Genomic DNA, 22,235 nt, shown 5'->3' with positions numbered 1-22,235 from the left:
AATATCAATTGAAATTAATAACAACGAATTAACTGAAAACGATTGGTGGAGCTCTAGCTTGTTGGGTATTTGAGGTATTACTTGGCTTAAAGTAAGGCCAGTATAATGCTGCATTAGCAGTCTTTAGAATGCTACTGGATGAGTAATCTATGGGAATTAATGAAGGTTCGTCACCTTCAACATCTGTAGAGGGAAGCTCGAGTAGGAGTTGAGGTGCGGCATTGTCCAGCCAGTTTGGCTGATCAATCTTATCAAAGCTTGTTGCTTGGAGGCTGGATGAAAGGGCGCTTATCAATAGAACAAGCAATAACGCACTTAATCTCATGTTGCCCCCTTTGTCTCTATCTTTTAAACATACTCAATAATATAGGCTCATCCATAAGAAAAGCCTAGACCTATTTTCCATATGCTTAACATTTGCACGCTAAATCCAGAATGTTACAAACTATGCATCTAATGATATTGGTCTAACCAGGGATCATGATGGTTGCTTCACCCGTTACTACGATTTTGCCTTCACATTCACAAACGGTTTTTAGGGTGACTCTACGGCGGCGCTCGTTAATATCAGAAACAGTCACTCGTGTTGTCACTTCCTGACCAATATAAACGGGTGCCCTGAATTTTAAACTTTGATCAAGATAGATACAGCCAGGCCCAGGTAATTTAGTGCCTATGACGGCAGAAATAAAACCGGCGGTAAGCATGCCATGGGCGATAGGTTTTTCAAAACTAGTGTTGGCAGCGTAGTCTTCGTCTAGGTGTACAGGGTTGCAATCACCTGTGACCTGAGCAAAGAGCTGCACATCGTCTTGGCTTACAATACGAGTTAGCTCAGCACTTTGATCTAGGGTTAATTCATTGAGTTGTATACTCTTTGTCATGCTAGTTCCTTATTAATAATTTGCCTCTATGTTACACTTTTAAGCCATTTTACTTAAGCAGATTAAAGGGAAACTGCCTTTTAAATCTTTTTCCCTATCAGTAGGATCCGGTAATGAGTTGGACAGAGCAAGAAGATCAATTACAAGCAGACAAAACAGCAAACGAACAAACTTCAAAAGAGATGCTAGCAACACCTGAGGCGGATCAGTCAAAGCTGTGGCAATTACTGGAAGATACGCTCAAGGATAGTATTGTCGAAAAACGTCGTGCACGGCGCTGGAAGATTTTCTTTAGACTGTCTTTAATGGTCATCATAGTTGCCGCTTTGATTGGTGGTTTCCTTGCCCAAGACCTTGATGAGTTTGTTGATGCGACACCTTCTGTTGCGGTGATTCCTATGCGAGGAGTCATTGGTTCTGAGCAAGATATAGACTCAACGGAGTATGTGCAAATCATTAACGAGGCTTACAACAATCCGTACACCCAAGGCGTGTTGATTCAGCTTAACAGTCCAGGGGGTAGCCCTGTACATTCTGGCATTCTTTATGATGCCATTTCAGAAAAAAGGGCAATGTTCCCAACTATACCTGTCATCGTGATAGTCGAAGACATGGCAGCTTCTGGTGGTTACTACATTGCCTCTGCAGCAGACGAAATTTACGCCAATCAGGCCAGTTTGGTCGGTTCTATCGGTGTTGTGTCTGCAGGGTTTGATTTTACAGGCTTGCTTGATAAAGCCGGAGTTGAGCGACGAATATTCACCGCTGGGCGCAATAAGGCTTTTTTAGACCCTTTTAGTGCCTTAACGGATGAAGCAAAAGAAAAATGGCAGAGTGTTTTAGATGAGACGCATCAGCAATTTATTGCGGCTGTGAAGTCAGGAAGGGGCGACAGATTAACGATCGACGAAGATGTGTTCTCTGGCCTCGTGTTTACAGGCAATGCCGCTGTATCAAACGGTTTGATTGATGGTATTTCCAATACTAATAAGCTATTGCAAGAGCGCTTTAATACAACAAACACTGTTGTTTACCAACCTTATGAAGAATCTTGGCGTTCTTTTGCTAAAGAGTTGGGCGTTGAGTTAATGGACAGCTTTTTGCTCAAGCAGAGTTTGCACTAGCGATTAAGTAACAATAAAATAATTAAGATACTTTATTTATTTAAATTACATTTGGAATTTTCAATGGCGCGTAAAGCTAATATTTCAAAAGAAGAGATACATCAAGCTTGTTGGGAGTTATTAGAAAAAAACACCTTCCCCAATATTCCTAGATTAGCTAACTACTTTGTAGAATTGGATGGTCGTAAATGTTCCAACACCACCTTCATGAATGCCATTGCAGAATGGGAGGAAGAATATAAGCTCCAACAGCAACACGAACTTGCTGAGCTTGAAGGCTTATTAACACCTTCTATAGAGCGCTTTAATCGAGAAGTGACGAAACTGATTGGGACACTTTTAGAAGAGAAGGAACGTGATCTTGAGCAAACACAACTCCTTAAGCAACAAGCTACCCATACAGGTCAGCTTTCATTGGCGAGTGCCTTATGTGAACTTCAAGAAAGTTATGAGTATCTCCAAGAGAAACATCTCATCGCAGAACAACAGCTCAAACAACGTACTCTTGAGCATCAACAAGCCGAACAGAAAGCTAATGATGCATTAAATCAAAATCGTGTTTTATCCCGTCAACTTGAACAAGCGGATGAGCAAATTAAAAAGTTGAATCTGTCAAACAGTCAGTATCAATTTGACCTCGCAAAGCAAGACCACAAAATTCAATCGCAGCAATCTGAATTAAGTGAAAAAAAACGACTCATTAGCACGTTAGAAGAAAAATTAGAGCAAGTTAAGAAGTCCGATAATGAGGCTTTTAATGACAAACTGAATGATATACAGAATCAATTGCTGGATCTCAAGCGTAGCAATAGAGGATCAGAACAATAATGGGTATAATGCGCAAACCTTTGAGAGACATGAGTTAATATGAGCCGCTCGCAAACCGCAATTAAGGATTTAATATCCATTAAAGATTTCCTTCGCTGGACTTATTCGCGTTTCAACCAAGCTGAACTTTTCTACGGCCATGGCACTGATAACCCTTGGGATGAAGCCATACACCTCGTGTTAGGAGGTTTAAAGTTACCTCTGGATTTCGACCGGGATATGTTAGATTGCCGGCTGACGCATAATGAAAAGAAACAGTTATTAAAATTAGTTGAGCGGCGCATCAAAGAGCGCCAACCTTTACCTTATTTATTAGGTGAGGCTTGGTTCATGGGACTTAAATTCAAAGTAACTCAAGACACCTTGATACCTCGTAGCCCCATTATGGCTTTAATCGACAGTGAGTTCTCTCCTTGGCTCAATCACTACCCAGCTCATATTCTTGATATGTGTACAGGCAGTGGTTGTATCGGGATTGCTACTGCATTAATGTTTGAAGATGCTCAAGTAGATCTTACAGACATAAGCACGGCCGCACTGGACGTAGCACAGCAAAATGTAGAGTATCACCAGCTGGCGGATCGAGTAGATTGCATCGAGTCTGACATGTTTGCAAACTTAACCGAGAAAAAATACGATCTAATTATCTGCAACCCTCCTTATGTTGACCAAGCAGACTATCAAGAAGCCCCTGCAGAGTTCCATAACGAGCCTCAATTGGCATTAACCTCTGGCTTTGATGGATTAGATTTTACTCGCCGCTTTTTAACACAAGCTGCACACCACTTAACTGACAATGGCATTGTGGTTTATGAAGTAGGCAACAGTGAAGTAGCATTACAAGCTGCATACCCTCAGGTTGAATTTATGTGGGTAGAATTAGAAGCGGGCGGAAATGGGGTGTTCGTTTTAACCAAAGAACAATTAAATGCATTAATAGAAGAGTAGACACACTATGTCTGGCAACACATTTGGAACTATCTTTCGTGTGACCACGTTTGGCGAAAGCCACGGTTTAGCTTTGGGAGCCATTGTAGATGGTTGCCCGCCAGGAATTGAAATCAGTGAAGCGGACTTACAAAAAGACCTGGATTTAAGAAAGCCTGGCACCTCTAAGCATACAACACAGCGCCGTGAACCTGATGAAGTAAAAATCCTATCTGGCGTTTTTGAAGGCAAAACAACCGGCACACCGATTGGCCTGTTAATCGAAAACAAAGATCAGAGATCGAGAGACTACGGAAATATCGCAGACACTTTCCGACCAGCCCACGCAGATTATACTTACGACCAAAAATATGGCTTTCGGGATTATCGCGGCGGTGGCCGTTCTTCTGCCCGTGAAACAGCCATGCGAGTTGCAGCTGGAGCAATTGCTAAAAAATATTTAAAGCAAACTTTCGGCATTGAAATACAAGGTTACCTATCTCAGTTAGGCCCAATCAAACTGGAAGTGAAAGACCTTAGCCAGGTTTATGAAAACAGCTTTTTCAGCCCAGATCCTGATGCTATCCCTGAACTAGAAAGCTATATGACAGCCCTTCGCCGTGAAGGGAACTCCATTGGTGCCAAGATCACCGTGATTGCCCGCAATGTTATGCCGGGACTTGGTGAGCCGGTATTTGACCGCCTTGATGCAGATATTGCTAAAGCGATGATGAGCATCAACGCTGTTAAAGGGGTAGAAATTGGTGATGGCTTTGATGTCATTGAGCAAAAGGGCAGCGAACACCGTGATGAAATGACTCCAGAAGGTTATTTGTCTAATCATGCTGGCGGCATCTTAGGTGGCATTTCTTCAGGCCAAGACATTGTCGTTAATATGGCACTGAAACCAACTTCCAGTATTACAATACCTGGTAAGAGTATTGACCGTTCAGGACAACCCATTGAAGTCATTACCAAAGGCCGTCATGACCCATGTGTGGGTATTCGCGCCACACCGATTGCGGAAGCAATGCTGGCACTAACCTTGGTGGATCATCTAATGCGCCACAGAGCTCAAAATGCCGAAGTGTCGTGTCCCACGCCGGTTATTAATAGCCAAAGATAAAGCCTAATACGGTTACTTAAAATGCCACTTTTTAGTGGCATTTTCTATTTTAAGAGTGAATTATGACCCAAATCATTAGAGTCTGTGTGGGCTCCCTGAACCCAGTGAAAATAAACGCAGCGAAAGAGGCTTTTAGCACCTTGTTTGAAGGTAAGAAAGTCATTACCCAAGGCATGCACGCTCCTTCCAACGTTGCAGAACAACCTATGTCGGCAGAGGAAACAAAACAAGGGGCAATCAATAGAGCTTGGCATTGCCAAAACTCAGATGAGCAAACACAATTTGATTTCTACGTTGCCATGGAAGCAGGTGTAGATTGCGAAGAAAAGGGCGCTTATACCTTTGCCTATATGGCCATCATTGATCAGAACGAGCAATTGTCAATTGGTCGAACCGCCAGCTTGCCGTTGCCTATTAGCATCTATCAGCGCCTTAAATCTGGTGAAGAATTAGGGCCAGTAATGGACGATGTATTCGGCACAGACAATATTAAACAAAAAGGCGGCGCGATTGGTTTATTTACAAATAACCATGCTACAAGGGGCTCCATTTATCAGCAAGCCATGATTCTGGCGTTAGCGCCTTATTTACATCCTGAACATTATTTATGAGTAACTATAATATGAAGTATAAATGGATTCTTTTTGATGCCGATGAAACCTTGTTTCATTTTGATAATTTTCAGGGCATGAAACACATGATGAAGGATTATGGAATTGATTTCACACAGGCCGATTTTGAACAATATCAGCGAGTAAATAAGCCGTTATGGGTTCAATATCAAAACGGTAAAATTGGCGCAAAAGAATTACAGACACAAAGATTCAGCGAATGGGCCAAAAAACTCGGTACAGATGAACTGAGTTTAAACAGCGCATTTTTAAATGCAATGGCAGAAATTTGTGAGCCCATTGAAGGCGCAAAAAACTTACTAGAGTATTTACAAGAGCAACAAGTCAACATTGGCATCATTACCAACGGCTTTGAACAACTGCAAGAGATACGACTGAACAAAACAAATTTCGGCCAATACATCGATATTCTAGTTATTTCTGAGCTCGTTGGTTTTGCCAAACCCGATCAACGAATCTTTGAATTTGCTTTGAGCAAAATGGGACAAGTAACTGCAGAGCAAATACTAATGGTTGGTGATACTTTAGAGTCCGATATATTAGGGGGCAATCAAATGCAATTTGATACTTGCTGGCTCAATGCGAAAGACAGACTGAATGACAGCGAAATAAAACCAACAATAGAAGTGACACACCTGGATCAACTAAGAGAATGGTTAACTCAGCATTAATAAAAACGCCGTTGTAGTGCAGCGGTTTCACTCTTACTATTTCCGATAAATGTTATTATCGGAAATATAGTGTATATTAGCTAATTGCAAAGTTTCTTCCCATGTTTCCTAGTTTTTATCTAAAAACCGCTATAAGAAACCCATTGCTATGCTTAAGCAAGTTTCATTGCAGCTCCGCATGGTACAGAGCTGCAAAACAAAACCTATCAGTCTAAGCTGTTACCTCTGTTGGTCGTTTCAATTTATTAATCCAGACCATGATTAAACCAATCAAGGATAACGCCGCTGCCGTAGCTGGAATCCAACTAAAGCTAAAACCGAGACTTATCACTAAGCCTCCAAGTGCAGCACCCAATGCATTTCCAAGGTTAAAGGCACCAATGTTCACAGATGATGCTAGGCTTGGCGCTGCAGCTGCGATCTTCATCACTTGCATCTGCAATGGCGGTCCACTGCCAAAAATCACTGTTCCCCAAGCGAGTATGGTTATGCATGCTCCAACAAAGCTGGTTGCCGTAAAGCTAAACAAAAGTAACACCACCACTTGCAGGGTTAAAAATACGAATAAAGCTAAATCTGGCGATTTATCAGTTACTTTACCACTTATGAAGTTCCCTAGCGTAAACCCTATGCCAGTTAGCATTAACATAATGGCAATGCCGTTATCACTGGTATTAGCCAAAGTTTGCATTATAGGCGCAATGTAACTGTATAAAGTGAACATAGAGCCTGCGCACATCACTGTGGTCGCGAAGGCTCTCAACGCATCCGGCTGCATGATAACCTTAAGTTCACTTCTTACATCTACTTTGTCTGCTCGCGGCATGCTTGGTAGGCTTTTCTGTAGTCCTAGCATGGCAACCACACCTAACACGGCTGTCACAGCAAAGGCCATACGCCAATCAAACGTTTGCCCTATCCATGTGGTGATTGGCACGCCAATAATATTGGCGATAGTAAGCCCCAATAAAATAGCGGCCACTGCAGAGCCCTTTTTATGATAAGGAGCAAGATTCATCGCCACGACCGCACCAATACCAAAAAAAGCACCATGCGATAAACTGGTGATAACCCGAGACACCATTAGAGTTTCATAGTTGAATGACAAAGCAGAAACGGTGTTGCCGACCACAAAAATAACCATTAACGCCAATAATGCGGTCTTATGACTATAACGATTCAAAAATAGCGTTACGACCGGCGCTCCAACCATAACACCAACGGCATACGCACTGATGATTAGACCTGCCGCAGGAATGGAGACATTCACGCCATCCGCTATAACAGGTAGTAGGCCCATGGGCATAAATTCTGTTGTTCCTAAACCAAATGTTCCTAAGGCGAGAGCAAAAATCCCCCACTGATAAGCAAGCATAATATTCCTTAAAAAAATAAAATAAAAAAGCGCTTCAAAATGAGCGCTTTTAGGTAAATCAGCATTGACCTAAGGTTAACTAGCGTCAAGCTTGGGTAAAAATCATTAAATTAATGAAGTTTTAGTTTCGGCTTCACCACTTTGCCAATTTTTTGTGCCGCCATGATAACACTGGCTTTCAGCCAACCATGGATGGCGATCAAATGAAGACGGTACAAAGAAATGTAGACAAAGCGAGCTATACGCCCTTCTATAAACATAGAACGGCTGGTTAAGTTCCCCATGAGGCTTCCGACTGTACTGTAAGTACTTAAGTTTACCAAGGAGCCATAATCTTTATACTGATACTCTTTTAGAGGCTCACTTCTGAACGATGCTTTAATATTGCTAAATACTAAACTCGCCATTTGGTGGGCGGACTGAGCTCTTGGAGGGACAAAGGTGCCATCTGGCTGTTTACAAGCGCAACAATCGCCAATCACATAAATGTCTTCAAATTGCGGTGTCTGTAAAGTACCACTTACCAGAATCTGATTGTTTCTGGTGGTTTCCAGGCCTTCAATGTCTGCCACAAAGTTTGGTGCTTTTACTCCAGCAGCCCATATCATAAGGTCTGCTTGAATCTCTTGGCCTTCATCAGCCGTTGCAAAACCACCATCAAATGCCTTTGTAACACGGGTATTTTGCTTAATACTAACCCCTAAACGACTGAGCTCTTTACTGGCCAAGGCGGCAATTCGTTCTGGTAAAGCGGGTAAAATTCTTGGTCCAGCTTCAATAAGTTCTATTTGCACTCGCTTGCCTGACATTTCTGGCATGCCATAGGCCTTGAGTAAATCGGCAACGTGGAAAAGCTCGGCGGATAACTCCACCCCTGTGGCACCGCCCCCAACAATGGCTATTTTCAGTTTTTCTTCAGCCCCAGCCTGATGCACGCGCATAAAGTGTTTTAGTAGAGCCTGTTGGAAACGTTCAGCTTGTTTATGAGAGTCCAAGAAGTAACAGTGCTGAGCAACGCCAGGTGTGCCGAAATCATTACTAATGCTTCCAACGGCCATGATGAGAATATCATAATGAACCTTACGTTCAGGTAAAATGACATGATCCATGTCGTCAGTCAGGGCTTCAAGGGTTAACGCTTTCTCTTTCGGGTCAACATCAATCAGGTTGCCAAGTTGGAACTGGTAATGATGCTTAGCAGAGTGTGCACGATAGTTTAATCCATCGTTATTAATGTCCAACGAGCCTGTCGCTACTTCATGTAAAAGCGGCTTCCAGATATGCGTTTGGCTGCGATCTATCAGAATGACCTCAGCTTGTTTGTTCTTACCGAACCCATGGCCTAGTTTAGTAACCAGTTCTAAACCACCGGCACCACCGCCTACCACAACAATTTTTTTCATATTGATACCCATAAACTTAAATATTCAGAAAAGTACTCAATGAGCGCTTTTCTCAATACTCAAGTTATGAGGTCTATTTTCTTCGTTTAGCTAAAAGTTTATCAAGGGTGTTAGCGAATGCCATACGATCTTGTTGGCTGAAACTAGCAGGGCCTGAGGTCTGTACACCAGAAGATCGTAACTCTTCCATAAAATCACGCATGTTTAAACGCTGTCGAATGTTTTCACGGGTGTACAACTCACCTCTTGGGTTTATTGCGATGGCGCCTTTTTCAATGCTATCGGCCGCTAGTGGAATGTCCGCCGTAATAACAATGTCTTCGGAATCTAATTCATCTACTATGTAGTTATCAGCAACGTCAAAACCAGACGAAACAACACGACGTTCGATCCATTTTGAAGGTGGGATTGAGATAGCTTGATTTGCTACAAGAATACAGGGAATTTCAACACGCTCGGCGGCTTTAAATAGAATGTTTTTGATCACATTTGGACAAGCGTCTGCATCAACCCATAATCGCATGACAATACCTCAGATTCGAAAGGTCTATTATCAAACATGGAGCTCACTAAATCCAGACTTGAATGGACAAAGGGGGCAATAAAGCCCCCTATCAATCTTAAGTTTCTTATTGGTTACATGTTTGGGTAATTTGGCCCACCTGCACCTTCTGGCGTCACCCAAGTGATGTTTTGTGCCGGGTCCTTAATGTCACAGGTCTTGCAATGCAGGCAGTTTTGGCTATTGATTTGAAAGTTATGCTCCCCTTCCTGCTCAACAACTTCATACACTCCTGCTGGGCAGTATCTTTGAGCAGGTTCATCAAACTTGGGTAAGTTCGATCGAATCGGTGTATCGAGGTCTTTCAGTTGTAAGTGACACGGTTGGTCTTCTTCATGGTTAGTATTGGATAAAAACACTGAAGACAAACGATCAAAGCTTAATAAACCATCAGGCTTAGGGTAACTTGGTTTAGCATGGTCTGCAGCCGGTTCAAGGGTTGCATAATCTGGGGTTTCATCCTTAAAGGTAAAGGGTAGCCCCCCTGAAAATAGGTTTTGATCAAGCCAGTTGTAAGCGCCACCCCAAAATGTGCCTAAGCTGTGCATTACAGGGACAAAATTACGTGCTTGCTTAAGCTCTTTACCTAAACTCGATTGCGCGACTCTGTCATTGAATACCTGCAAATCTCTTTGTTCCGTTAACAGGTTTTCTAACACTGTATCGGCGGCTAATATGCCACTTTTCATTGCTGTGTGAGTACCTTTAATTTTTGCAGGGTTAAGGGTACCTGCATCACAACCGATGAGTAGCCCACCAGGGAAAGACATTTTAGGCAAAGATGCCCAGCCTCCTTTAGCAATAGCACGAGCACCATAGGCGACGCGTTTGGCTCCTTGTAAGTGCTGAGCAATTAATGGGTGATGTTTATAGCGCTGGAATTCTTCATAAGGGCTAAGGTGTGGGTTTTTGTAGTTTAAGTCGACAATCAACCCAACCACTACTTGGTTATTTTCTAAGTGATATAAAAAGCCACCACCGCCCGCTTCTTTACTTAAGGGCCAGCCAGCCGTATGTATTACAGTGCCTGGTTTACTGTTCTCGGCAGGCACATCCCATAGCTCTTTAATGCCTAGGCCATAATGTTGCACAGCAGAATCTTTGTCGAGTTCATAACGCGCCATCAGCTCTTTACCAAGGTGGCCACGGCACCCCTCGGCAAATAAAGTGTATTTGGCCTTTAAAATCATGCCTGGCATGTAGCCGTCTTTCTCTGAACCGTCTGCCCCTACCCCCATATCGCCGGTGATAATACCTTCAACTTCACCGGCTTCATTATAGGCAATTTGGGCTGCTGCGAATCCTGGGAATACTTCTACCCCCAAGCCCTCAGCTTGTTCAGCAAGCCAACGAGTTAAATTACCCAGGCTAATAATATAGTTGCCTTCATTATGAAGAGTTTTTGGCACCATCCAGTTCGCCATTTGTTTGCTGCTTTGTTCGGACGATAACCAGTGCAACTGGTCGCTGTTAACTTGTGTGGTTAAAGGCGCACCCATTGCTTGCCAATCTGGAAAGAGTTCTGCCAAGGCGGTGGTTTCCACTACGGCACCAGATAAAATATGGGCGCCAATTTCTGAACCTTTTTCCACCAAGCAGACACTAATTTCTTGTTCGTTTTGTTGCGCTTTTTGCATGATACGACATGCAGCTGATAGCCCCGCAGGTCCACCACCTACAATGACTACATCAAACTCCATTACTTCTCTGTCTATCATAACAATGTACTCCGTTCTTATTTTTTCTTTTAATCTCGTGCAAAGCTCGCTGCATTCAATTGTGTTACCGAATTTTGGCCTTCTTCAATAGCAAGAATGAAGCCCTGTACTCTGGATAAAACATGATCACAATAAAAGTCTGCTGAATGTGTCCAAGAAGTTTTTTGACCATCATGCAATAGCTTTGAAGACTGAGCCGCAAATTGTCCTCTTACTTGCAACCATGCACCTATGTAGTAGCCCATTGCCATCATGTAAGCATAAGCAGATGCAGTACCTAATACCGCATTATCTTTCATTGCCAGTAAACAGTTTTGTGTCGCTTGTTGAATGTGGTCATCATAAGCCAGCACTTTTTTAGCATTATTGGAAACACCAGAATCAATATAGCTTTCAAGTTCAGCTTTAATTTCAGCCAATAGTTCAAACATAGCTGCGCCTTGATCAAAAGCAAGTTTACGACCAATCAAGTCAATGGCTTGAATGCCATTTGTACCTTCGTAAATAGGTAAAATACGGGCATCCCGTGCATGTTGCGCTACGCCGGTTTCCTCAATAAAGCCCATGCCCCCATGCACTTGAATAGCCAAAGAAGTGACTTCTTGAGCCTGCTCAGTGATCCAGCCTTTAACAATTGGAGTCAGCAAAGCGGTACGACGACTGGCCGCCTTCTGCGCTTCCCCTTCTGTTTTACTTGATAAATCGTTTTCAACTGCGGCGACATAGATCAGCGAACGCATGGCATCAATCTGAGACTTCATGACCATCAGCATGCGTAACACATCAGGGTGCTCTATAATTGCTGCACGCTCTGATTGATCAGCACGCATACCTTGTTTTCGTTCGTGAGCATAGACCAGTGCTTGTTGGTAAGCGCGCTCAGAGATGGCTAAGCCTTGTAAGCCTACCCCTTGGCGAGCGTTGTTCATCATGGTAAACATTGCCTTGATACCTTGGTGCTTTTCACCCACCAAATAACCAACGGCCCCATCCTTATCACCAAAACTCATGACACAAGTGGGTGATGCATGAATCCCCATTTTGTGTTCTACAGACACAACCTGAACATCATTTTTCTCTGCGGGCTGTTGATTTTCATCAAGTAGGAACTTAGGAACTAAAAACAAAGAAATCCCTTTTACACCTGCTGGCGCATCAGGTAAGCGGGCCAATACCAAATGAATGATGTTGTCACTCATTTGGTGATCACCCCAAGTAATAAAGATTTTCTGACCCTTGATTTTAAAGTGATCGCCTTCTTCAAAAGCTTTACAAGCAATTGCAGCTAAATCCGAACCCGCATTGGGTTCCGTGAGGTTCATTGTGCCAGTCCACTCGCCAGATAACATTTTTGGCAGGTAAGTTTCTTTTAGTTCATGACTGGCATGGGATTCTATGGCTTCGATTGCTCCTTGGCTTAATAAAGGACATAGGGACAATGCAAGGTTAGCAGATTGAACGCCTTCGTTCACGGCCGTTGCCAAGCTGGATGGTAAGCCTTGCCCACCGTATTCAGGAGAGCCTGCTAGGGCCAACCAGCCACCTTGAGCGTAAGTCTGAAATGCTTCTTTGAAACCTTTCGCTTCATATACTTCCCCCTTCTCAACACGACTACCTTGCTGGTCGCCACTGCTATTAATGGGAGCAAATTCTTGTTCTGTCAGTTTGCCAGCTTCAGATAAAATGGCTTCGATGAGATCTTGGCTAAGCTCTTCTTCGTAGAAGGGATCAAGGCGATCAAATTTGGCAATCGCTTGAAGGCTAAATTGAATATCGTTCTGTGGGTAATGGTACTCGCTCATTTTATTATTCTCCAGTGATTATCCGAGCGGATGATTCACTATAGAATCGTAAAATATGCGCTGTGTCTCAATAACAAAAGGAGGCTAAATTTCTAACAAATACACTCACTAGCGGGTTCAAGTGCCATGCAGACTAGGTTTCTGTTTTGATAATAACTTATATTTTCAATCAGAAGCTGCCCTGTTTACCACCAACTTAATCATTAAGCGCTATGTTGGCCAAGCGGGTCCATTTCTACTTTTTTAAGATACTCATCACTTTTGCGGTATTCCCCTGGTGTCATTCCAGTCCACTTTTTAAAGGAACGGAAAAAAGCACTAGGTTCGTCAAATCCCATTAGACTGGCAATATCATTAATACTTAACCTTGGTACATTCATATAGGTGATAGCCGCTTCTTTGCGAGATTCATCTTTAATTTGCTGATAAGAGGTGGATTCTTCACTCAGTCTTCTACGGAGGGTAGATACACTCATATTCAAACTAGAGGCGACTTCATCGGCACTGGGCATTTCACGCGAAAAATCTTTGCCTAAAATGGCTATAACACGTGATTTCAAACTGTTATCGTTTTGTACCATCACCAGTAATTGATAAGGGGCTGTTTTGAGAAAGCTGCGAAGAGTGTCTTCAGTCTGTACCACAGGCATTTCAAGATAACTGGCTGGAAAAACCAGCGCATTGGCGTGTTGGTTAAACTTTACTTCCGATTGAAAGAGGGTTTTATCGTACTCTATGTCATGAGGGCGGCTGGTCGTAAAATACGCTGCTTTAAGGGTTAATCTGCGACCTATTAACCAACAAATAAAGTGGTGCCACATGGACAAGGTGGTTCTTAGGCGCTCGTTTGACTCTGTTTTCAACAAAGAGGTTATTTCTGCTTGAGCGGCGCTAACCGGAGCAAATGTAACGAGGGCAAAACGCCCTTTTTTAATCAGTACGGGTTTTATTTTAGGTCCACGGCAGATTTCATAAAAATCACTACAACGATGCAAAGCATGGCCTAACGATGGAGCATGAATGATACTTAGACACATCATTCTAAATGCACCATTTGGCATTTTACCGCCACTTAACATACCAAAAGACTCATCTTGCATTAACCACATGATCTTCTGATACAGCATGCCATATTCATAAGCCGGAAACTGTTCCGACTCTTCAACTAATGCAGGGTCAATGTCGACGCTGTGTAAAATATCTTGGCTATTGAGCCCGTGGTTTTCCGCGGATTTCAAAAGATATCGAACGCTAGACATTGGAACAGAGGTAGTTAAATTCATAAAAACTGCTTAATTAAATGAGTGTGTGTATTGTCTATACTCGCCATCCGGCTATCCAGACGTAAGCAAGTTAGAGATTTTATGTATTTATCTTAAGGATTTTTAAGCATAAAAAAAGACTGCAGAGCAGCCTTTTTTATTAGTAACAACAAACTACTGTTGTTCAGTAAACGCCGACAGCAAATCGTCCATGGTCAGTTCATCTGACTCACTAGACTGTTTTGTGGTCGAGGTGCTTTGCACCGGTTGTTTGTTTTCTTCAGTCTCTTTTTTAGGTGCTTCAAAAACAAAACGACGTGGCCTTACTGGCGCAGCTTCTTGTTCTTGCTCAGGCAATAAGCCCAGTCTTTCTAATTTACGATGCGCTTGCTCTTTACGAGTTTTAGCTTTTTTAGCTGCAAATTTACGCAAAGACGATGACTTACGAGCTTTATTTTGCTCTTTCATCATTTCTTTAGAACCGGTTTTTCCAAGCTTTCCGCGCATGGTGCGTGATTTTTTCAAACGAGCCATAATTTCCTCTCTTGTGCGCGGGCATTGTATCAGTCAATGCTAGCAAGTTCATCTGTTAAACTGAGCAATCAAATGATTAAATAGCACTAAAGAGTGAATTTAACAAAGAGAAAATACCATGATACGGTTTTTGAGCGCCAGCCTCATCAGTTTGCTTGCGATGAGCGCTTACGCTGAGTGCCCAGATCTTGAAGCACGACAAACAGCAAATAAAATTGTCACCAGCCAATATAATGGTAAGGTGTTTCGAGCCGCCCTTGTCTTAAAAAAGCATTTACCGAGTAAAAGAAAAGAGGTCGCTACCTATATACAGATAAACGACCTCTATTATACGGTTTTCTTATTAATTGATACTCAGTGTAACGGGCAAATTATCAAGCGCACAAAAGGAAAGTACTAACTTTCTTTGTTATTGTGCTTATCTTGAGTTTGGTTGTCTTGGTCATCACTTTCCTCGTCTTCTTCATCTTCGTCATCACCCAATTTGGAAATTTCTTCTAAGCGATCAATCACACGAGCAGATAAAGAGCCTTCAGGATACTGACCTTCTTCATCGAGTTGACCTGGCTCAATACCGGTCAAAAGATGTAAAGCTTCATCCGCCGTCGAGATGGCATAAATATGGAATTGCCCTTCTTTAACAGCAGCAATAATTTCGTCATTGAGCATCAGGTTATTGGCATTGGACTTTGGAATAATTACTCCTTGTTGGCCAGTTAAACCGCGGGCTTGGCAGACATTAAAGAAACCTTCAATTTTTTCATTCACGCCACCAATGGCTTGAACTTCGCCGTATTGGTTCAAAGAGCCTGTAATGGCTAGGTCTTGTCGCAAGGGAACTTGAATTAAGGCAGACAATAAGCAACAAAGCTCTGCGGTAGAAGCGCTGTCACCGTCCACATAACCATAACTCTGCTCCATGGCAATAGAGGCAGAAATGTCCAGTGGAAAACGCTGAGCGTACTTGTTACCTAGATAGCCGGATAAGATCAGAACCCCTTTTGAGTGAATGTTTTGCCCTAAGTTGGATTCTCTTTCAATGTCGATGATTCCTTTGCCACCAGGGTAAACCGTTGTGGAAATACGTGCTGGAGCGCCAAAGCTACTGTCGCCAATTTGCATCACCGTGAGTCCATTAATTTTACCCACTGCAAGACCATCACTTTCTAATAGCACAGTACCTTCTAAGATCTCTTCTATGATCTTTTCACTTACTCGCCCCGTACGGTGCTTTTTGGCCGTCAGCGCTCGTTTTATGTGGACTTGTGTAATTTGTTCATCTTTTGCCATTTGACGAACAAAATCTGCTTCACCAAGGAGCTCAAATACATCACCAATTTTAGCGGCCATTTCTCTTTGATGCTCGGCCAAACGGCTACTGTATTCAATCAAAGAAGCCACACCATCACGGGTAACATTGGCGTATTCTTCTTTATCAACTCGATCTTTCATGAGTCGAGCGAAAGCCAGCTCTGAATCTTTGTTACGCTTTAAGGTGTCATCAAAGTCAACCAATACCCGAAACATCTCTTGAAAATCTGGATCGGCATCTTGAAGTAAATAATAAATATCTCTTGAGCCTATTAGGATCACTTTGACTTGCAATGGCAGATCTTGCGGCGACAGGGTCATGGTGCTCATTAAGCCCATGTCCGCATAAGGGTGCTCTATTTTAAGATGTTTATTTTTGAGAGCTCGCTTCAATGCTTCCCATAAGTAATGGTCTGTCAGCAGCTTTTCAGCATCTAGAATCAAGTAGCCACCATTTGCTCTGTGCAAACTGCCAGAACGAATAAGGCGATAGCTTGTAATGAGCATACCTTGATCACTACTGTGCTCTACATGTCCAAATAAATTACGGTAAGTTGGATGGGGCTCATAAACAACAGGCTGACCTCCATCTTCTTGATGAGTGGCCGCAATGTTTGGCAGATAAAGTTCTTCGTATAGCTGACGACGACCGATCTCATCGCGATTTTCTGATGCCTTATCGTCCCCCATCTGATCAATAATGACTTTATCAAGGTCTTCCCGCATCGCAGTTAAGAAGGCACTGATTTCAGTGTTGTCTTGATACTTATCAAATAAGCCAGCCATTAAAGGGCCTAATGCTTCTTCTACGGTATCTTTATTTAGCTGGCGAATTTGCTCATAAGTAGCACGCTTCCACTGAGGTAAGCTAAGCAGTTCTTCATTGAGCAAACTTTCAAGAGTTGAAACCCCTTCTTGAAAGGCATCTCTTTCTTCATCACTTAGGGCAGCAAATTCACTTTCCTCAAGAGCCTTGCCCTCCTTCATAGGAGCAAAACTGACTGATGAGGCATCACGGAACATCGCCACACCAATTTTCACAGATACTCGTTCTACTTTATTGATAGCGGCTTCATATTGCTCATTGAAAGCTCTATCAATCACTCCTTTTTGTTGCTGGTAAGAGGTATTTTCAAAGGCCGCTGGGAAAGTTACCATTAATCCGTCGATTAAAGTGCGTATTTCATTTTCGAAAATGCTGGCATGACCAGGTTGAAACTCAAGCGCTTTAGGACGATGGGACTCAGTGAAATTATTAACATAAACCCATTCATTTGGCGCAGTATTGCGCTTCGCTTCACTTTTCAGGTAGTTCATCACGTATGAAGAGCGGCCGGTTCCAGAGTCGCCCATAGCATACACGTTATAACCGGGGCGCTGCATAGCAACACCAAATTGAATGGCTTCTACAGCACGTTCTTGGCCAAGGATGCCGCTTAAAGGTTCGATGTCGTTTAAGGTATCAAAAGGTAGGTGATTACTGGGAACTTTCGCGGCAAGGGCTGCGTATGGGAGAGCTTTAACCATACTAGACATAAATACTTCCTTCTAGAATTCGTCGGTACGCTTATACCGAACCAACAACGTTTAATTGTACGTTGTTTTATATATATTTTTTTAGATTAGCACTGACTGATAGCTAAGCGCCAGAAGTAAATTCTAGCGCTAGTTCAAGCTTTTTTACGAAACAACCGCCAATCTATTATGTGGATCAACTTTTGGGCAAAGGCGATGAAAGTTGGCAGCGGTGGTAGCAACCAGCTCTTCATAGCGTACGCCTTTAATATCTGCCACAAATTGCGCCACGTCTTTTACGTATTTGGGCTCATTTTTTTTGCCTCTATGGGGAACTGGAGCCAAGTAAGGGGAATCTGTTTCGATTAATAACGCGTCTAATGGCAACTTTTGAACCGTTTCTCTTAACTCTTGAGCTGTTTTGAATGTCACAATACCGGAAATAGAAATCATATAGTTTAAATCCAGCGCCGCCTTAGCCATCTGATAGTCTTCGGTAAAGCAGTGCAACACACCAGCACTACTAGTATTACCGTGCTCGCGGATTAAAGACAGAGTATCTTGTTTAGCCTGACGGGTATGGACGATAACAGGCATATTAAGCTGACCCGCCGCACTTAAATGAAGTGCAAAGCTTTCTTGCTGAGCCAGGTGCACCGACTTATCGTCTTCATAAAAGTAATCTAAACCTGTTTCACCAATTGCGACAACTTTATCTTTTTGAGCATGCTCAACTAACTTATCTTGATTTTTTAACAAACCCTCTTTGTGTAAAGGATGGACACCAGAGCTAGCAAACACACCGTCTCTTTGGGTATAACTGTGCAGTAAGTCCATATCTTTCAAATCAACACTGATACTCAAGATCTGTTCTACACCTTGGCCTACCGCTGCGTTTATTGCAGCTTGTAAATTGCCATCATAAGGCTCTAAATCCAGCATATTTAAGTGGCAGTGTGTATCAATTAACATAACTATTTACCATTGGTTTAATTCGTGTATCAGTTGAATATGGGGGTTCAAATTGGTTTTTTGAAGGTCTTGCTTCAATTTTTGTATGGCGTCATAACGTTGCATTAAAGCTCTTACGGACATCTTAGTCATCATTGCCTGAAAAACCTCTGACAAAGTAGGGTCTAATGGTGCCCCCGTAGTATGTAAAAGAGCACCATGAAGTATGGCTAATAAACCATCACAATAGTCAGCAATTGTTTTGCTATCGCATTTTTTAACAACCTCCTCCACTGAAGTATTGCCTTGCAGGAAGTTCGTTAGATTAATGAGTAACTGGGAATAAAGCTCAACTTTATTTGCCTTTTGCAAGGCCAGCAGTTGATAAGGTTGGGTCGTTAACCAAAATAAGGTTCGAATCTCTGCTTGATCAGACTGGTTGATCAACCAGTTTTCAACCTCTTGTCTACTCGGAGTGGGTAGATTAACCAATAAACAACGGCTCCGTATGGTCGCCAGTAAGGTGCTAGAATAAGACGTCGTTAAAATAAAGTAGGTGTTGTCTGCAGGCTCTTCTAAGGCTTTAAGTACGGCGTTCGAAGCGTTGATATTCATGTTATGAGCACAGCTAATTAAAACAACTTTACTATGCCCTACTTGCGCTTTTTGGTTGATTTTACGCACCAAATCGCGAATGTTATCGACTTTTATAGCGCCCTCTTCACCATTTAAATAATGAAAGTCTGGGTGACTCATTGCCATCATTAGCTGGCAGGAATGACACTGGCCACACGCTTTGGCTGCATTTTGGCACATTAAATCCGCAGCCACATGCTGAGCCAAAATTTCTTGCCCCACTCCTTGAGCACCCGTCACTAAGAGAGCATGGGATAAGCTCGAATTGTGTTTAAGAGCTTGTATTTGCTGTATTGAAGCATGCAACCAAGGGGCAAGATTATCCATAGCTACCTCTCATCCCAAACGTGTCGTAACAGAGCCAATTCTTTGCTAATGGCCCCTTTGACTTCGTCAATGCTCTGGGTCGCGTCAATGATTTTGAAACGTTCTTCTGACTGCTTTGCGAGTGTTAAAAAGCCTTGTCGGACCGTTTCATGAAAAGCAACACTTTCATCATCCAAACGATCAGATTGATTACGCTGAGCAACTCGCTGCTGACCAACTGACACTGGTACGTCTAGCAAAAATGTAGCATCTGGCAAAAAGTCCGTCACAATATGATGGGTCAAAGTATCTAGTAAACTTGTATCAATCCCCCGCCCACCGCCTTGGTATACATAAGTTGAATCAATGAAACGGTCGCTAATCACCCACTGGCCCTTTTCTAAGGCAGGTATGATGGTTTGAGTTAAATGTTGAGCTCTCGCTGCAAACACCAATAACAGCTCGGTCATCTCTGCTACGGGTTCCGCTCTTTTAGTTAGCACAAGTTCGCGAATTTCTTCTGCTAATGGGGTACCACCAGGCTCACGGGTAATAAGAAAAGGGATATTCTGAGCTGTAAGCCAGGTTTCCATGTGCTCTAAGGCAGTGGACTTACCACTGCCCTCACCACCTTCTAATGAGATAAATTTGCCTTTCATGTTGGTTTCTTCTTATTCCGCTTTAGGGCTTGAACGATAGTCCGAACGCCTTTTATATTGATATTTGGCCACAGCTTGATTGTGCTGCTTTAACGTATTGGAGAACGCATGAGAGCCATCGCCTTTGGCAACAAAATACAAGGCCTTAGTTTCACCAGGATTCAGAGCTGCTGCAATGGCTTCTTTCCCTACATTTGCAATAGGTGTTGGTGGCAACCCAAACACTCGGTAGGTATTGTAAGGCGAATCATGCCTTAAGCCTTTACGAGTTAAATTGCCGTTGAAGTCATCACCAAGCCCATAAATAACAGTTGGGTCGGTTTGTAGACGCATTCTTTTTTCTAAACGGCTAATAAACACGCGGGCTATGAGCGGCCTTTCTGATGCCACACCCGTTTCTTTTTCTACAATTGAAGCCATGATTAGCGCTTCATAAGGTGACTCATAGGGAAGCTCTTTGGCTTTCTCTTGCCAGAGTTCAGTCAATACTTGTTGCTGCATTTTATAAGCACGTAGCAGAATATCTTGGTCTGTATCACCGTCATGGTAGCGATATGTGTTGGCGAAAAACACACCCTCGGCATTGTTAACATCCAGTTCTAATTTAGCAGCAATCTGCTCGTTATTCAGATCGGTCAAGGTCATTTCAATATTACCTCTGGCCGCCAATAAGTTAATGAATTCTTGAGTCGTCTTACCTTCCAACAAGGTGACTGAGTAAAAAATCGATTTACCGGAATTAATCAGTGCCATGACGTCAAACACGTTCATGCCTGGCTCTAGTTGGTACTCTCCAACCTTAGGGACGAGTGTGGGATCTAAACGGCTCACAATTCGTGTTAATTGTGGGTATTCAATAATTTTTTGATCTTGAAGTTTTTGACCTATTTTAATGGAGCTGTCCCCCGCTTCGACTCGAAACACTGCATCTTGGGAGAGGTTAATGGGCTTTGAAAGATAATGATAAATTACCGCAACCAAGATGGCAGATAACGTAATGGCCAATACACTGGCTTTTAACAGCCAATTTAGTAGTCTCATAAAGTGTCCTAATAAAGTAATGATATTAGTTGCTGTGTTTGAACAGGGTTAGAGTATGCTTTTTCTTGAAACTGCTTAACAGGAACAATGCGCATCAAACTATTGGTAATGAAAATTTCATCTGCAGCTTTTAAATCCGTTAGTTTAAAGCATCCTTGGTGTACTGAGAAAAGCGTTTGCTGATTAATAACGGATTCTCGAACGGTCCCTTTCACCCCTGAAAACTCCAAGCTTGGGGTGAAGAGCACTCCGTCTTTGAACCAAAATATATTACTTTGAATACACTCTATAACGTTGCCTTCCTGAGTAAGCATAACGGCCTCAAAGTAAGGTTCAACAAGTGCTTGTTTAGCAAGAATGTTCTCAAGTTTGTTGAGGTGTTTTAACCCCGCCGTATAGGGATTTTCACTGATAGGCACATTGGACACCGTGAGACTGACACCATTCTCTTGGATATCACGATAATCTGGACTTTCTAACACCCCAATAATGATATTGTGATGGCAGTTGGAAGGAGGTAAATAGCCTCTCCCCCCTTCGCCACGGGTGACCATAATCTTAATAACTTTTGGCTTATCAGAAAGAGTGAGAATTAGTTCATCAAGAAACGTTTGCAGCTGTTGCTTCTGTTGATCAGAAAAAGCCATTGCCAATCTTTCAAGGCCCAAAAACAAACGTTTTAAATGGGCATTAAGATTGTTTAGGTGCCCATGTTGATAAGCAAGGGTTTCAAATAACCCATCACCATATGCCAGCCCTCTATCTGCCACTGAAATTTGGCAAGAAGGCTGATAATTCACATACCAAGACATAAAATTACTGCTTAATTAAATACGACAGATGATACCCGAAAAGCGTAACTGCTGACAGGCTAAGAGCGAAGAGAATATTAAAGAAATAAACAAAGAAATGGCGTCCCATAGGGGGTTCGAACCCCTGTTACCGCCGTGAAAGGGCGGTGTCCTAGG

General features: G+C 42.7%; 22 protein-coding genes. 7 read left to right on the top strand and 15 right to left on the bottom strand.

Going from position 1 to position 22,235, the window contains the following annotated elements:
* Positions 1 to 28: 28 nt before the first annotated feature.
* Positions 29 to 325, bottom strand: a complete 297-nt coding sequence (locus ACYVGZ_RS00990) for a hypothetical protein (RefSeq protein ID WP_460749918.1) — start codon at positions 323 to 325, stop codon at positions 29 to 31.
* Positions 326 to 467: 142 nt separating this feature from the next.
* Positions 468 to 884, bottom strand: a complete 417-nt coding sequence (locus ACYVGZ_RS00985; RefSeq protein WP_460749915.1) for a MaoC family dehydratase — start codon at positions 882 to 884, stop codon at positions 468 to 470.
* 113 nt (positions 885 to 997) lie between these two features.
* On the opposite strand from ACYVGZ_RS00985, the gene ACYVGZ_RS00980 reads away from it, so the two are divergent.
* From ACYVGZ_RS00980 to yjjG, 6 genes are all read left to right on the top strand, one after another.
* The gene (locus ACYVGZ_RS00980) at positions 998 to 2,008 is read left to right on the top strand and encodes a S49 family peptidase (protein WP_460749912.1); all 1,011 of its coding nucleotides are present in this window, start codon (positions 998 to 1,000) and stop codon (positions 2,006 to 2,008) included.
* Positions 2,009 to 2,071: 63 nt separating this feature from the next.
* Entirely contained in the window at positions 2,072 to 2,836 is a 765-nt protein-coding gene (locus tag ACYVGZ_RS00975; protein WP_460749909.1) for a hypothetical protein, read from the top strand.
* Positions 2,837 to 2,875: 39 nt separating this feature from the next.
* A complete protein-coding gene (gene prmB / locus ACYVGZ_RS00970) occupies positions 2,876 to 3,784 on the top strand; it encodes a 50S ribosomal protein L3 N(5)-glutamine methyltransferase (RefSeq protein WP_460749907.1) in 909 nt (302 codons plus the stop codon).
* Between the two features lie 7 nt (positions 3,785 to 3,791).
* Positions 3,792 to 4,889, top strand: coding sequence for a chorismate synthase (gene aroC / locus ACYVGZ_RS00965; RefSeq protein WP_460749904.1), 1,098 nt, complete (start codon positions 3,792 to 3,794; stop codon positions 4,887 to 4,889).
* A gap of 62 nt (positions 4,890 to 4,951) precedes the next feature.
* Positions 4,952 to 5,500 (top strand): inosine/xanthosine triphosphatase, encoded by a 549-nt coding sequence (gene yjjX, locus ACYVGZ_RS00960; RefSeq protein WP_460749902.1) that lies wholly within the window; start codon positions 4,952 to 4,954, stop codon positions 5,498 to 5,500.
* An 11-nt stretch (positions 5,501 to 5,511) separates the two neighbouring features.
* Positions 5,512 to 6,192: a pyrimidine 5'-nucleotidase gene (gene yjjG, locus ACYVGZ_RS00955; RefSeq protein WP_460749899.1), complete on the top strand. Its 681-nt coding sequence runs from the start codon at positions 5,512 to 5,514 to the stop codon at positions 6,190 to 6,192.
* Positions 6,193 to 6,403: 211 nt separating this feature from the next.
* Here yjjG and ACYVGZ_RS00950 read toward each other — a convergent pair whose 3' ends face one another.
* The 7 genes from ACYVGZ_RS00950 to ACYVGZ_RS00920 all read right to left on the bottom strand — a co-directional run bounded on the left by ACYVGZ_RS00950 (position 6,404) and on the right by ACYVGZ_RS00920 (position 14,848).
* Complete coding sequence (locus tag ACYVGZ_RS00950) at positions 6,404 to 7,567, bottom strand: MFS transporter (protein WP_460749897.1); 1,164 nt, start codon at positions 7,565 to 7,567, stop codon at positions 6,404 to 6,406.
* A 110-nt stretch (positions 7,568 to 7,677) separates the two neighbouring features.
* Entirely contained in the window at positions 7,678 to 8,970 is a 1,293-nt protein-coding gene (locus tag ACYVGZ_RS00945) for an NAD(P)/FAD-dependent oxidoreductase (RefSeq protein WP_460749894.1), read from the bottom strand.
* 73 nt (positions 8,971 to 9,043) lie between these two features.
* On the bottom strand, positions 9,044 to 9,493 hold the full coding sequence (locus ACYVGZ_RS00940) for a YaiI/YqxD family protein (RefSeq protein ID WP_460749891.1): 450 nt from the start codon (positions 9,491 to 9,493) through the stop codon (positions 9,044 to 9,046).
* A 113-nt stretch (positions 9,494 to 9,606) separates the two neighbouring features.
* Positions 9,607 to 11,250 carry an electron transfer flavoprotein-ubiquinone oxidoreductase gene (locus tag ACYVGZ_RS00935; RefSeq protein ID WP_460749889.1) on the bottom strand — a complete coding sequence of 548 codons (1,644 nt, stop codon included), beginning with the start codon at positions 11,248 to 11,250 and terminating at the stop codon, positions 9,607 to 9,609.
* A gap of 29 nt (positions 11,251 to 11,279) precedes the next feature.
* Positions 11,280 to 13,052, bottom strand: a complete 1,773-nt coding sequence (locus ACYVGZ_RS00930) for an acyl-CoA dehydrogenase (protein WP_460749886.1) — start codon at positions 13,050 to 13,052, stop codon at positions 11,280 to 11,282.
* Positions 13,053 to 13,255: 203 nt separating this feature from the next.
* Positions 13,256 to 14,335 (bottom strand): AraC family transcriptional regulator, encoded by a 1,080-nt coding sequence (locus ACYVGZ_RS00925; RefSeq protein WP_460749884.1) that lies wholly within the window; start codon positions 14,333 to 14,335, stop codon positions 13,256 to 13,258.
* 153 nt (positions 14,336 to 14,488) lie between these two features.
* Positions 14,489 to 14,848: a hypothetical protein gene (locus tag ACYVGZ_RS00920; RefSeq protein WP_460749882.1), complete on the bottom strand. Its 360-nt coding sequence runs from the start codon at positions 14,846 to 14,848 to the stop codon at positions 14,489 to 14,491.
* Positions 14,849 to 14,966: 118 nt separating this feature from the next.
* Here ACYVGZ_RS00920 and ACYVGZ_RS00915 point away from each other — a divergent pair, with 118 nt between their 5' ends.
* The gene (locus tag ACYVGZ_RS00915; protein WP_460749879.1) at positions 14,967 to 15,248 is read left to right on the top strand and encodes a hypothetical protein; all 282 of its coding nucleotides are present in this window, start codon (positions 14,967 to 14,969) and stop codon (positions 15,246 to 15,248) included.
* On the opposite strand, the gene ACYVGZ_RS00910 is transcribed toward ACYVGZ_RS00915, so the two are convergent.
* The 6 genes from ACYVGZ_RS00910 to pabC form a co-directional block, all read right to left on the bottom strand.
* Positions 15,245 to 17,695, bottom strand: a complete 2,451-nt coding sequence (locus ACYVGZ_RS00910; protein WP_460749876.1) for a Lon protease family protein — start codon at positions 17,693 to 17,695, stop codon at positions 15,245 to 15,247. The two genes, ACYVGZ_RS00915 and ACYVGZ_RS00910, sit on opposite strands and share 4 nt — an antisense overlap.
* 144 nt (positions 17,696 to 17,839) lie before the next feature.
* A complete protein-coding gene (locus ACYVGZ_RS00905) occupies positions 17,840 to 18,646 on the bottom strand; it encodes a TatD family hydrolase (RefSeq protein ID WP_460749874.1) in 807 nt (268 codons plus the stop codon).
* A 6-nt stretch (positions 18,647 to 18,652) separates the two neighbouring features.
* Positions 18,653 to 19,588 carry a DNA polymerase III subunit delta' gene (gene holB / locus ACYVGZ_RS00900; protein ID WP_460749871.1) on the bottom strand — a complete coding sequence of 312 codons (936 nt, stop codon included), beginning with the start codon at positions 19,586 to 19,588 and terminating at the stop codon, positions 18,653 to 18,655.
* A 2-nt stretch (positions 19,589 to 19,590) separates the two neighbouring features.
* On the bottom strand, positions 19,591 to 20,226 hold the full coding sequence (gene tmk / locus ACYVGZ_RS00895; protein WP_460749869.1) for a dTMP kinase: 636 nt from the start codon (positions 20,224 to 20,226) through the stop codon (positions 19,591 to 19,593).
* 12 nt (positions 20,227 to 20,238) lie between these two features.
* The gene (mltG, locus tag ACYVGZ_RS00890; RefSeq protein ID WP_460749866.1) at positions 20,239 to 21,267 is read right to left on the bottom strand and encodes an endolytic transglycosylase MltG; all 1,029 of its coding nucleotides are present in this window, start codon (positions 21,265 to 21,267) and stop codon (positions 20,239 to 20,241) included.
* 8 nt (positions 21,268 to 21,275) lie between these two features.
* On the bottom strand, positions 21,276 to 22,079 hold the full coding sequence (gene pabC / locus ACYVGZ_RS00885; RefSeq protein WP_460749863.1) for an aminodeoxychorismate lyase: 804 nt from the start codon (positions 22,077 to 22,079) through the stop codon (positions 21,276 to 21,278).
* Positions 22,080 to 22,235 lie beyond the last annotated feature (156 nt).

The organism is Marinomonas epiphytica (genome assembly GCF_054780655.1).
This window is presented reverse-complemented; position numbering and strand designations above follow the sequence as displayed.